Annotated in this window: 9 protein-coding genes and 2 pseudogenes; 8 read left to right on the top strand and 3 right to left on the bottom strand. The window is 37.6% G+C overall.

The window, feature by feature from the left end; translation table 11 throughout:
- Positions 1 to 145: 145 nt before the first annotated feature.
- Entirely contained in the window at positions 146 to 1,411 is a 1,266-nt protein-coding gene (locus GQA99_RS13425; RefSeq protein WP_160054398.1) for a type II toxin-antitoxin system HipA family toxin, read from the bottom strand.
- On the bottom strand, positions 1,408 to 1,713 hold the full coding sequence (locus GQA99_RS13420; protein ID WP_160054397.1) for a helix-turn-helix domain-containing protein: 306 nt from the start codon (positions 1,711 to 1,713) through the stop codon (positions 1,408 to 1,410). Before GQA99_RS13420 ends, GQA99_RS13425 begins: the two co-directional genes overlap by 4 nt.
- A 913-nt stretch (positions 1,714 to 2,626) precedes the next feature.
- Here GQA99_RS13420 and GQA99_RS13415 point away from each other — a divergent pair.
- The 6 genes and pseudogenes from GQA99_RS13415 to GQA99_RS13390 all read left to right on the top strand — a co-directional run.
- Positions 2,627 to 3,940 carry an ATP-binding protein gene (locus tag GQA99_RS13415; RefSeq protein ID WP_160054396.1) on the top strand — a complete coding sequence of 438 codons (1,314 nt, stop codon included), beginning with the start codon at positions 2,627 to 2,629 and terminating at the stop codon, positions 3,938 to 3,940.
- Between the two features lie 441 nt (positions 3,941 to 4,381).
- Positions 4,382 to 5,500, top strand: a complete 1,119-nt coding sequence (locus tag GQA99_RS13410; RefSeq protein WP_160054395.1) for a tyrosine-type recombinase/integrase — start codon at positions 4,382 to 4,384, stop codon at positions 5,498 to 5,500.
- On the top strand, positions 5,490 to 7,520 hold the full coding sequence (locus tag GQA99_RS20595) for a site-specific integrase (protein WP_170293544.1): 2,031 nt from the start codon (positions 5,490 to 5,492) through the stop codon (positions 7,518 to 7,520). The genes GQA99_RS13410 and GQA99_RS20595 overlap by 11 nt, the downstream gene beginning before the upstream one ends.
- A gap of 4 nt (positions 7,521 to 7,524) precedes the next feature.
- Positions 7,525 to 9,327 carry a tyrosine-type recombinase/integrase gene (locus GQA99_RS13400; protein WP_160054394.1) on the top strand — a complete coding sequence of 601 codons (1,803 nt, stop codon included), beginning with the start codon at positions 7,525 to 7,527 and terminating at the stop codon, positions 9,325 to 9,327.
- The gene (locus GQA99_RS13395) at positions 9,320 to 9,775 is read left to right on the top strand and encodes a hypothetical protein (RefSeq protein ID WP_160054393.1); all 456 of its coding nucleotides are present in this window, start codon (positions 9,320 to 9,322) and stop codon (positions 9,773 to 9,775) included. The genes GQA99_RS13400 and GQA99_RS13395 overlap by 8 nt, the downstream gene beginning before the upstream one ends.
- A 100-nt stretch (positions 9,776 to 9,875) precedes the next feature.
- Positions 9,876 to 10,318 (top strand): annotated as a pseudogene (locus tag GQA99_RS13390) (transposase); the annotation flags it as partial.
- On the opposite strand, the pseudogene GQA99_RS13385 reads toward GQA99_RS13390, so the two are convergent.
- Positions 10,310 to 10,461 (bottom strand): annotated as a pseudogene (locus GQA99_RS13385) (IS110 family transposase); the annotation flags it as partial. The pseudogenes GQA99_RS13390 and GQA99_RS13385 overlap by 9 nt on opposite strands.
- A 166-nt stretch (positions 10,462 to 10,627) precedes the next feature.
- Between GQA99_RS13385 and GQA99_RS13380 the strand changes: the two are divergent.
- Together GQA99_RS13380 and GQA99_RS13375 are read left to right on the top strand one after the other, a co-directional pair.
- Positions 10,628 to 11,131, top strand: a complete 504-nt coding sequence (locus tag GQA99_RS13380) for a hypothetical protein (RefSeq protein WP_160054391.1) — start codon at positions 10,628 to 10,630, stop codon at positions 11,129 to 11,131.
- A 112-nt stretch (positions 11,132 to 11,243) separates the two neighbouring features.
- Positions 11,244 to 12,194 carry a hypothetical protein gene (locus tag GQA99_RS13375; protein ID WP_160054390.1) on the top strand — a complete coding sequence of 317 codons (951 nt, stop codon included), beginning with the start codon at positions 11,244 to 11,246 and terminating at the stop codon, positions 12,192 to 12,194.
- Positions 12,195 to 12,590 lie beyond the last annotated feature (396 nt).

The raw sequence follows: 12,590 nt of genomic DNA, 5'->3' as shown, positions 1-12,590 counted from the left end.
CAGCTATCGAATTCACAACACCAACACACCTTGTACTTCTGCCACTACAGTTACAACAATGAAGTACGAGGCAGAGAATGAGGCCGAATCGATAACGGCTTTATCCAGTTGAAATAAAGAGATAGTTTCACTTACGCATTAATCATTAAACGTTAAACGCCGATTCTTTCATGGCTTGCTCTGCTCGGCTGATCCCTAGGCGCTTGGCAACGGCTTGCCATTGCTTAACCGCATTTAACACTTCGTCGTAAATTTGCGTGGCTTGGGTTTGAGAAAGCCGGAAGAAGTCTTTTACGTCAAAGGCTAATTGGTAGTCTAAAGCGTTGTCTGCATCGGTAATATTGAGATGCAGGCCGTGCTTACCCACTATCGGATTTAAGTCATAAGCCGGTGATAACTTCCAGCCATTCTTTGTCAATAAAAACCCATGGTTACGCAGGTGATCATCTGTGTTGGAGACCGCAATATTAAACACGATACGACGCCATAACTGTGCTAAATCCGCTTCTGTTTGTGCACCTTGAGTAGAAAGAAACTCAGCAATTTCTAAGTAGCTGGCACCCTGAGATTGTTCACCATCATAGTATTGAAGCTGTGTCATGGCCGATGAAAAATGCAGCCGCTGTTCACCCTTCCGGTCAAAGCGTTTTGTTAAAAAGGTATGATGCTGTGACGAAAACTGCTTAATTTCACTTGGGAACATGTCAACACCTGCCGCCAAAGCCAATTCATAACAGACCATCTCCCACGCTCCCACATCGTGGGTATCGTTTAAATTGGGAAACTTGGCAATCCACAAGTGGCCTTGCTCATCTGTCACACAAGCCTTGGGCCTTGCACCACCTAGTGATGAGCCTGGAGAAATCAGCATCATCAACCAACGGTAGTACTCGTCACTGTCGATATTATCGTCTTTTTCAATCTGGATGGCGGCGTACTCTAGTTCACGTAGTGACGCCATGGGTGGTGCTGCAAATTCGGCATTGTTATCCAAAAAAGGGGAGGCTAATAAAGCATCAAAACCTGCTCGCTTAAATCTGATCCCTCCCATTCGGTAAGAGTCATGTACGCCCAGCAGGTAATCCAACTCGTTTAATTGACTTGTTGCACGAATGCCTTTGTGTGCTTCAATAGCCGCACGTCGTTGCATTAAAATACGCCCCCATCGATCGGGAGATGAATCAAGAAATGCACGGAAGTTTTTATCGACTTTGTCGTTATAGAGATCACCTGAGTGAAGCTCAAGCATTGGGTCTATTTGCAAGCGATAAGCTGAAGTTAGAAACGCTTTATCGTAGGTAAAACTAAACACGCCACCCCGGCTTGAGTCGTTGTAAGCAAGCTGTCCTATTAACAGTGGCGCTTTAATTGGCTGCCAGTCGGCATAAACTTCGACGATTTCACGGCTCATCTTGAACCTTCCAGCAATTTTATGTTTTGCAGCTTGATACCGACTTCGTCGTGAGCGGCCATGTCTGCAAAGTTGCTATCCATGCCAAGTACCGCCATGACTTTCAAGTAAGTGCCTATGGCAACACCCGGATCACCAGCGAAGACTTTGTTCACGGTTTTGTGATCAAAGCCAGTTCGTTCACACAGTAGCTTTTTCGTAAAACCACGTCGCTTCATGGCTAGTAATAGGTCTTCGCCAAAATGAGAAAGAATTTTTCGCTGCTTTGGAAACAGCACATTGTGTAAATCACGCTTAGCCATATCACCAACCAAAGGGACTGTATTCCCACTATTCAACCATTAATGGGAATATAGTCGAACCCAACCATTTAAACAACTATCACGAGCAATAAATGGGATTATATTACCGTATTAAACAGAAAAATAGGATTAATATCCCACCTTTAGATTTAAATTGCGCGATGGTTAAAACGATGTTTTAGCGCTTGAGGCTGCACGGGAACAGTTAGTGAAAATAATAAACATCTCGCTAACACAAGAAGAGCGAGCATTTTTATTGTCGTTCAAAAACCGATCACCCAACTGGTCATTGCTTGGACTTTCCGGAGTTGAACAATTACCCGCCATACTTTGGAAGCAGCAAAACTTAACTAAGATGCCTCCAGATAAGTATGCATATGCTTATGACCGGCTTAAAAGAGTTCTTGCTACCAAGCCCGCAACTCCAGTTTAATTTAAGCACTCAATTTGTTGAAAATAGCAATTTATTCGCCTCACAATATGAGGCGAATAACATGATTAATTGCCCCATGGATCCTACTAGTCACCTCAATAACACGTTAAACAGCCATTTCGGTATAATCATTTACCGACAGAACAACCCCGAAGCGATAGCAAGTTAATAACACTTAGGCTGACAAATTATTCCCTTTATTGCCCAGCACGATTAAAGGGATGACGGCAGCATTCATATCAACAACACCACAAACTGGGCTAAATGTCGGGTGACGATAGCCGCGGCTGACTTTAGCGATTGTTGATAAAGTCGACGACTTATTACGTCACTTACAGCCTCGCCCCAGCAACCAAAACACACTTTTATGCGCGTAAAAGTGTAGTTAACACGCACTTTTACGCGCACAAAAGTGTGTTTTGCACGTGATTTTATGTTTATAATGACCACTAACATTGATTACCGCCGGTTAGAGGCTTTATGAAACGTACTTTACTCAATTCATTAATGACGTGGAAAAACCAACCGGAGCGTAAGCCATTACTGATTGATGGTGCTCGCCAAACGGGTAAAACGTTTCTCCTGCAAATACTGTTTGGTAAAACATTCGCCAATACGCTTCGTATCGACTTTCTAGAAAATCCTGCTTTTAAAGAGGCATTTGAAAGCTCACTCGCACCTGACGAGTTATTAACAAACATTGAACTGATCACCGGCCAGAGCTTTAACCCAGAAACAGACTTACTTATTCTTGACGAAATCGGCGAGTGTGAGCGTGCTGTCACATCACTCAAATATTTCTCCGAAAAAGCCCCGACTTACTTTGTCGCGGCAAGTGGATCAAACATTGGTTTATTAAATACTTTCCCTGTTGGCAAAGTTGAGCAGTACTATTTACGTCCGTTAACGTTCAAAGAATTTATTTATGCCTCTGAAGAAACTGCGCTAATTAAGGCATTTGACACCCAAGCAAGTTCGACGACCGCACACAACATACTGATGGACAAACTCACTGATTATTTCTTTACTGGTGGTATGCCAGAGGCCGTGGCGGCTTGGTATCAATATAAAGGTGCCAGCATATTAGAACGTGTTGCAAAGATTTCGAAAATACATGCTGACTTGGTAGAAGGTTACCGACGAGATTTTGGTAAATACGCAGGTAAAGTTGATGCGACCTTGATTGAATCCGTGTTTAGTAGCATCCCTGCACAACTCTCTATCGTGATGGATGAGTCGGTTAAGCGCTTTAAATTCAAAAACGTCCACCAACGTAAATCACGTTATAGCGATTTTGAAAACGCGATTCACTGGTTACTGCGTTGTCGCTTGGCACTGGCTAACTATCCGATTGAAGGGGCGTCTAAATCACCACTTGCCGCTTACAAAAAAGACAATATGATTAAGTTATTCATGTTCGATATAGGGTTACTCAGCCATATGCTTGGCAATAGTTATAAAGAAATAAAACAGCAAAGTTATGAGTACAAAGGGTATATTGCCGAAAATTTTGTTCAGCAAGAACTGACTGCTATAGGTATTGACCCTAGCTACTCTTGGAATGATGCTCGAGCAGAAATAGAGTTTATTGTGACTAATGATGCAGGCGCCATTTTCCCTATCGAAGTCAAAAGTGGTAAACGTACGCGCGCTAAATCTCTTACGTCATATATCGAAAAATGCAATCCAAGCAAAACATTCAAGCTTACCGGAACACAAGGATCTTCAGCTCTAGAGAAAGAACATATCGTAATGCCGTTATATTACACTCAGTATTTACCGACAAAATGGTAACGTTAGGTTACTACTCATAAATTGTGTAACCCGTAATTTATATGGCTGATTAATAAATAAGTTTACCTTTCAATAACCCAATGCGGCTGTAATAAATGACATCTAAACTGACTGAAGTATCGACAACGCCACAAACTGCTATGCATAAACCTACATTGGCAAATGAACAGGCTAATAAAGTATTTATTATCGGCCTGCCGCGTTAGTAGTACCTACACTTGATGTACATATACGTTTAAATTTTACAATTCCTTACTCCATCTAACTTGTAGTAATGACCATATAAAAACTACATTTATTTAACTTATAAAGATTTCTATGCTATACAATTGAGGTGAATTAAGTAACACAATGGTAAATTAGCTACTATATCTAATTCAGTTAAAATCAGTATGTCTTTGGCTAGTCTACTGATACACATGGTAAAAAAGAGATTATAAAATGAATATTGTGTACTGTAATTTCACAACGTCAAAACGTTCAAAATTGGCAAGATTGAAGGGTGACATTCCACAGATGTTCAATAATGACACTTCACCATGTGTCGAAGTAAATCAGTATCTGAGACAATTAGCTTTAAAAAATAAGCCCAAGAGCTTACAAACAAACGCTGAGCATCTTAAAGAATTTCTGCTTTGGGCTAATTCATCATTGAATAACATTGGTTCAATAACAGACGATACATTCGACTTTTACATTGATACATTATGTGAATACACAAAAAATAATGGAGAAAGACTTTCTTGGAATACAATTAATTCTAGAGTAGCTGGTGCTTACCGCTATCTTATTTGGTCATATGAAAAGGGGTTGTCCCCTTACCTTAATCCACAGGAAATACAAAGTTTAAAACTATCTTTGAGTCAGCGATATCAATCTAAAGGGCATCACTCTCAAGCTGTTTCAGAACCTATTAAGTTCATGCTATTAGAGGATGCTTTAAGATTTGTCTCTTCAGTCGGAAAGATCTCAGGAAAAAGAAATGCGCTAGTGAAAAAAAGAAATGTATTGTTGACATCATTTATGCTCCAGACAGGATTAAGAATATCTGAAGCCTGTAACTTTCCTCTTCGTGATCTACCAGAAGTGAATAGTCGAGGAAAATTTACGCCAGCTAGAGTTATTGGAAAAGGCGGAAAGGCAAGAGTGATATTAATACCTAATGATTTACTTTACCAAATTTGGGAGTATGTAGACATAGACAGAGAGAAAAAAATCGATGCTATTGCACACATAGATCCGAAAGATTGCCTTACATTATTTATCACCATAGATGGACAACCATTGAGCATTAACTGGGTTCAAAAACTATTTAGAAAAACCAGTAAGCACATTGGAGTTAAAGCTCACCCGCATCTTTTAAGACACACTTTTGGGACATATCATTATTTACTTAACCACGATCTAACTGGTCTTAGTAAACTACTTGGCCATGCAAGTGAAGAAACAACTAGAACATACTACGTGCATATAGCCACCTTAATAGCTTATTCTGGCTCATATAATGCTTTTCAACGTCAAATTGATATAGTGACAGAGGATTCTATTAGTGACAATTAAGTACGTACAAATTACTAAAATCACTGCTGATGAAGCTCGAGCATATCGTGATTTAAAATTTACCATAAAGTGCAAAAACACTGGTCACCCACATACCTATAATCTTAACAATAAGTGCGAATTGGGCTCTAAAAAAATTATCAGCCTTTTTTCATGGGCTATGTACAAAAATAGACACTCTCAAGGGCATTTCACACGCATATCTGTTATAGAGAAATTTCAAAAGTTCCTCCAATTTGCCTCCTTGCATGATATTACATCTCCTTCGGATCTCGATGGCACGGTCCTCATAAATTTTTGCCTTTGGCTAAAGAACGAATCCGGCCTAAAATACTCTACAGCAGGAAGTCTGTTTCGTTCTATAAGCAGTATTTTTAAACAATGGCAAAAGCATAAATCGATTTCTCCAACATTTATAATTCCGGAAAATATGTTCCCCAAAAGTAGTGGGTTATCTTCAAGTAATGAAGGATACGATATGGAAGAAATAAGGGAAATATCAACAGCTGTACAACAATCACTAGTTATCACATCGAAGCGTCTTGAATCAACATATAAACCACAATGGCTAGGAAAGGAACCTCCTATTACTGATGTTGCACCCGTTATCACAAATAAAAAAAAGCGTTCCGTATGGGCAAGCAAAGATTATTGTATTTGGTTTTGGGTAAATGAACTGCACTGTGAAAAATTAAATATCGAAAGTCTCTATAAAATACCTAGAGGTCAATCTTTTTTGAAAGGGATATCTAATGGAACAACTTATTACGCCAAAGCACTAAAAAAATTCTATAAAAGTGTCAGTGATACTGACTATTACATAAATAATTTTGCAGGAAAACCGTCTCCAATTAAGTATAATTCACCTTGGCAAAAGACAGATTACCTGGTTTGGTACTGGGAAAATATTATGCAATGTCAGGTTTTAAGTGATGCCGATACCCTTAAAAAGTACCCATTGTTTTATCATGGTTTCAGACACCGACAACCAGGTTGGTTAACCGCATTCTATAATGAGAACAACCTTAAGCTTTGGGTCTCTGCATCAGATTTAGTCCCTTATTACCTAATGTTACTTATTCGAACTGGATTAAATCCAAGCACTATCTCTAGACTTACATTAGACTGCCTTGAAGTAGACCCTCTGGATTCTAATAGAATGTTTATTCGGTGGGAGAAGTACCGTTCCAACAAAAAGGATAAAACAATCCCATTAATAAAAGGAAGTGATAGTTGGCCGATTAGAATAATTCAACGAGTAATAAAAATCACTGAATCGTATAGACCTAAAGGACAACAAGCGTTATGGATTAGTAATGCTAGCTCTGATCAAGTTCCCAGAGTAATAACAGTAAAAAGATTTCAGCAAGCTATTTACGATTTTGGAGTGCAGCTTAACCTAAAACGCCCCAGTGATAGCAAGCCCATTACGTTACAAGCAAGTTTATTTCGACCTACAATGGCTTGGCAAGAATACCTTCGTACAGAGGATTTAACATACTTACAAGCACTCTTAGCGCATACTAGGTTAAAAACTACATCAGATTACTTGAGAAAGCTTAACGACCCCATATTTAAGGCTCGAAGAGGACTCCATCTAGAAGCTATGTTACTTGGATTGGAAGGAGATAATGATGACCCATTCTCTCGATTACCAGCTGAAATCGATAAACCTCAAGAGAATCTATTAAATCATTGTAAAGATCCTTTAAACTCGCCTCAAAAGAATCAATCTGTAGGAGTATATTGTAGCTCAGCGACAGAGACTTGTCTTGGTTGTCAAAATCTTGTTATTACACAGCTTGATATAAAAAAATATTTCAGTTATTTAAACTATTACCAAACCCTTTTAGCATTAGGTGAAATTAAACAAGATGAATTTAATTTAGCTACTCAGGAGAAACAGTATATGTGGGATACATATATACTCCCTAAATATGATAAATCTATTGTTGAAATGATTCGCAACGATGCAATCCACAACCCTGTTCCTGAATGGTCGATTAAAAATATAGGTTAAGCCCATGATAAACATATCGAATCAAGAGAGAAATGCAGCACCAGAGATAAAAAATAAGCAGATTTCAAAACACTCTAAATATTCTGATAATAAGTGGGACTTTAGTTACGAGAACCCAAAATTAAAAAAATGTGATGTGACATTTAATTTTGAAAAGTTAGTATTTAACGATGGAACAAACGTATGTAGTCAACATAATGAACAATATCTTGCTGTTGCAAAGGATTTTATAGAGCAATTAATCTTTAACCCCCTCCCCTCCAACCCCAAAACATCAACATTGACAAAATTACTCACTCATGGGTTAAAACGTATACTTTCATATATGTATGATAATAAAATTTTAAAATTATCAGATATTACTGAATTTGATGCCTCATGTATTCAAAGTGAAATTCTGAATGAAACTCATAAAAATGGCCTTGAAATAACAAACAGAACTTTATTGAGTCGAGTTCGTGGGTTTGGCCATTTACAAAAGCAATCTCACAAGATGAGAGACGGTTTGACGGTTCACTTGCTAGAAGGTATGTCTGAATCTGAATGGGCTAGAATTAATGCAAATAAGGTAATTGGTCGACAAGAAAGAACTACATCTGAAATGCCTGATTCTGTAGCCAAAAAACTCTATCATGCTGCTATCAGAGATATTGAAACTTACAAAATATTACATGAAGTGAACCTAGCAAGAGAAAAATTTATATCTATTAGAAAATACAAAAAGAAATACAGAGATGACGGTACCGCATACTACGAACCCATTGTTAAAAAAACATTTCCATATTCCGATTTCGGGTTTACAAACCATCATGAAATAAATTCTTTTCAAAACAGATTGATGTCAGCTGGTTACATTCTCATTGCATTGTTTACCGGCATGAGAATCCATGAGATTTTGCGTATCAGGAATGAACACAATTTCAAATCTGAAACTTTGAACCACAATGGATACGAACAGGTTATTAGTTTTGTTATTTCACAAACAACGAAACTAGAAGCAGAACCGACAAAGTATAAATGGCAAACATTGCCTTTTATTAAACAAATAATGGATAAATTAAAACTAGGCTTGAGTAACCGTTACACCTCAAATAAGGACTATTTATTTGTTCAAAAGGCTAATCGAAGTCCATATCAAGTATCGAATATGAGTATGAATACTATGTTACGTCAATACCTCAATCACAATAACATTACATATAATAATGAAGTCTGGTACATAGCAAGCCACCAGTTTAGGAAAAAATTCGCTAGAATTATGACTCGACAAGGCTTGGGAATCAAAGCCATCCAAGATCAACTCAAACACTATGACCCCGAAATGACTAAAATATACGGTGACCCAAACATTTATATTGAGTTACAACAAGAAAAATTTATACTTTCTGAAGAACTATATGCAGAACTTTATTCGAATCAAATACCTATAATTGGTGGCGGTGCCGATGAGGTAAAGCAACTTAGAAAAGAGTTTAAAGGAATGACTAAGGCTGAACGTGAAATTTTTCTGCAAAGTCTTCCTAATAAAGCTCTTATTGAGCAAACGGATGATGGTCTATGTATGTATAGACCACAAAAGGCTCTTTGTGGTGGTGATAAAACGGCTTGCAGGCCCGCTGATTGTAATAATTCAGTAATATCAGCGGATGGTATGCGCAGAACCCTATTGTGGCGTAAACGTGAAAATGAGAGATTGTTAACTTTTTTTAAATCAAGTTTGCCTAAGACATCCTATTTAAACTCTAGGAACATTGAAATTAACAAGCTGATTGAACAGCTAGATAAAGCTGAGGTCATTAATGTCTAAATCTTTGTCACGTGGTAATCACAACGGCCTACTTAAGAACAGAGAAGAAACAAAACATAATAATACTAAAGCTTTATGGCAACAGGTAGAGCTACTGCATAAAGCTAAGCCTGAGGTTACATGGACGTATAAGGAAATATGGAGTGGTGCCGGTCTAAAAAGTAATATGGCGCTAAATAGCCCTTGGAATGCGCACATTCGAGAAGCCATTGAGACACATAATAAACTGATTAAAGAGGGGTATAGCCATAATAAATTTCTCGAAACGAATAAGCACAGATCTTTAAGAGATGACAATAGGTACTTACGAAATCAACTAAAGGATATGACAAGGCAGCGTGACAAAGCTTTACAAAGTATTGCTTTCTATCAAGCAGAAAGGGATGACCTCGAGCAAGAGGTTAAAATATTAAAGTTAAAAGTTGATAGATTAATGATGAGCAGATAATCATGCTTCACACAATTTTTTGAAATCGTTCTTTCGGCTTGAATCAAGAAGTAAACTTATAAAAACTAGCAGGCAAGAAGCAGTTTTGACCGCAAATTGGATGCCAAACGCCGTTAGAAAGCTCCTTGAAAGTGGCTTATCATTAAGTCAATTCGCAAAGCGAGAAAGTATCAACTTATCGACTTTGTATTCTTGGCAAAATAAGTATTTAAAAGCAGGTGCGGGTTTGGCAGGTAGTAATCGTTCTGATGATTGGTCACCAGAGCAAAAGTTTTCAGTTGTTTTAGAAACGGCAGCATTGAGCGAAATTGAATTAAGTCAGTATTGCCGTGAAAAAGGGCTTTATCCTGAACAAGTTAAAGCATCATTGGTACTGAAAAAAAAGTTAAATGCCTACTGGGGGGAAGACGAGGACAGTTAACCTCACTCACAGATAGGCAGCATTACGCATCCTTGATTGATGAAGCTGTTACCTCAGGCGCAAGAAAAGAGAGGGCCTGTGAAGAAATTGGCTTATCCATACGAACGTTACAGCGGTTCCAAAATGAGCAGTAAGTCATCTTTACGGGCACCTATTTTTTTATGGCCTACAACTTCCCCTTTAGAGTCAATGATACAGACGAAAGTAAACGTGCATGTAAATCAATACCACAGTAGTATGGATGTGAGTTATTATAAAATTTCATTGAGCTTTCTCCTGTTGTTTAGTCACCTTAAGCATACTACTGATGCGGCTTGCTAGGGAGAGGGCTCATAAGTATCAAATTGCTGGACTAGGAAAATTACTCGCATGCGCTCCTACTTTTCCGGTGAGCAAAGCGTTATACACCTAATTCGTAACTGAGAGTCTGAATGTATCAAATTGATTTAATGACAATACCTGTTTATAGAATTAAACGTGAAATATATTACGAACAGAGAAGTATATTTACTGAAAATAGGATCTTTGGTGGTTCGGATGCTGAATTTAAAAGGAAGTATTGTGAAGATAATCCAGATTATTTAAGTAATTATAAAAATGCAATACATGAAAATTATGGTGGAGCTTGGGAATATAATGAGATAATAGGTTTTATTAAACTACATATTTTAGGTTCACAAATTAGAGGCGAATATTGGCAAGATGATAAAAAACGGTTTGTTAAATCGAGAACTAAGCAGTTCAAATATGTAACTCATAAATTAGCTCCTGAGAATTCGTTTTACAAAGAGGCAACAAACGCAGAAATCTACCAAACGATTTGCTCATACGTCGATGATTGTCGTAATGAGTTAAAAGGTCGTCATATTGACGATTCTAACCTCAAAAACATAGGTAAATACGTAGATTGGAAGTCATTAATCAAAGGTTTATAACAATTTGATTAATTAGACTAAAAACCGCAGTCTATTTTCGCTACGCTCAAGTTTAGCCCACAATTTTCGCCAATTTTTAAGGCACTATACCTATTGAAAGGATTTGCGATAGATGAGCAAAATTGAAGAAAGTCTTACCATATTCTTCGATATCGAAAAACAGGTACGTGATCATATAAATACTCATAGATATCAGAAGGTTTTGATTTCAGAGTTAGATAACTGGAATCAAATATGTAGTTCATTAGATACCCTTGGTGACACTGGCTTGGCATTGCAAAGCTACTTTAAATCGGAATATCCTGATGAAACTGGATTATCGTATATCTATACATACGGGCTACTACAAGCGTTATTTATACAGCAAGATGCAATGAATCATTTATCAGAAGCATTTGATGTACCATATAAACTGTCAGAAGAATTAAAAGGTATTAGAGCAGTTAGAAATGCCTCAATAGGTCACCCAACAAAGAATCACGTAAAGAAAACAACGTACTTTAATCACATATCTCGTATTTCTATGAGCAAAGGTGGTTTCACCCTTGCTCGTTTCTACGATGAGGGTAAAAGTGAATTCATCGACGTAGATTTTTCGGAAATTGCAGAAACACAGCTGATGGGCATCAATACAGCATATCTATCAATTAATGAAAGGCTTCGAGAAATTGACGAAAAGCATAAGGTTAAATTTATGGAAAAACCGCTAGTAGACATCCTTGACTCAACAATGAGATATATGTTTGAGAAAGTAGGACAAGCTATTTACTCGCCTTCGAGCTCAAATGTCTCCTTTGGTTTTAAAATGCTTGAGTCGATTGAAAAAACATATAATGAGTTTCAAGGTGCACTGCAAGAAAGAAACGAGCTTACTGATTATACTAAGTACGACCTTGATGAATATTTTCATGGCATTGAGCGAGTAAAAGATTATTTGACCAACTCAAATACTAAGGATTTTTCTGAGCATGACGCCAGAATTTACTTGTACTACCTACAAGAAAATCACAAAAGCTTCGAAAGTATTGCACGAGAAATAGATGAAAGTTACGAGGAAGAATAGGTATCAAGTTGCTCAAACGGAAAATAACAGCTGGCTTTTACTTGTTTTTTGCCAGCTATTTTATTGCGTTTTTAGCAAAAGGTTACCCATAGAAATTTTAATGCGATATCCAAAAATTAGAGTTGAGAATCTAACACGCTTTTGTTGCCCCATTGTGAGTTGGGGTGGGTGATACGGTTATTTCAGACATCAGAATATTGACCACATTTTAACAATACTGCACAGTGGCTACTAAATCACAGGTGAGTCTTGCCTGAGTGTCATAGAAAAGGGGCATCGAATATCACGTATCGAATTATGTTCACTTTAGCTATGAGTTATCTAACTAAACATTACTCATCAATAGCATTTTATGTAAGAAAGGTCGTAATATTTGCAACTCTGGATAAAATGGAT

The organism is Shewanella litoralis, from assembly GCF_009828585.1.
GTDB classification, from domain to species: domain Bacteria; phylum Pseudomonadota; class Gammaproteobacteria; order Enterobacterales; family Shewanellaceae; genus Shewanella; species Shewanella litoralis.
The sequence above is the reverse complement of the archived record's forward strand: the minus strand, read 5'-3'. Positions and strand labels throughout refer to the sequence as shown.

Bases quoted from the DNA above. Each gene is read 5' to 3' on its own strand.
- GQA99_RS13425 (WP_160054398.1), bottom strand. From the start codon at position 1,411: ATGAGCCGTGAAATCGTCGAAGTTTATGCCGACTGGCAGCCAATTAAA.
- GQA99_RS13420 (WP_160054397.1), bottom strand. From the start codon at position 1,713: ATGGCTAAGCGTGATTTACACAATGTGCTGTTTCCAAAGCAGCGAAAA.
- GQA99_RS13415 (WP_160054396.1), top strand. From the start codon at position 2,627: ATGAAACGTACTTTACTCAATTCATTAATGACGTGGAAAAACCAACCG.
- GQA99_RS13410 (WP_160054395.1), top strand. From the start codon at position 4,382: ATGAATATTGTGTACTGTAATTTCACAACGTCAAAACGTTCAAAATTG.
- GQA99_RS13400 (WP_160054394.1), top strand. From the start codon at position 7,525: ATGATAAACATATCGAATCAAGAGAGAAATGCAGCACCAGAGATAAAA.
- GQA99_RS13395 (WP_160054393.1), top strand. From the start codon at position 9,320: ATGTCTAAATCTTTGTCACGTGGTAATCACAACGGCCTACTTAAGAAC.
- GQA99_RS13380 (WP_160054391.1), top strand. From the start codon at position 10,628: ATGTATCAAATTGATTTAATGACAATACCTGTTTATAGAATTAAACGT.
- GQA99_RS13375 (WP_160054390.1), top strand. From the start codon at position 11,244: ATGAGCAAAATTGAAGAAAGTCTTACCATATTCTTCGATATCGAAAAA.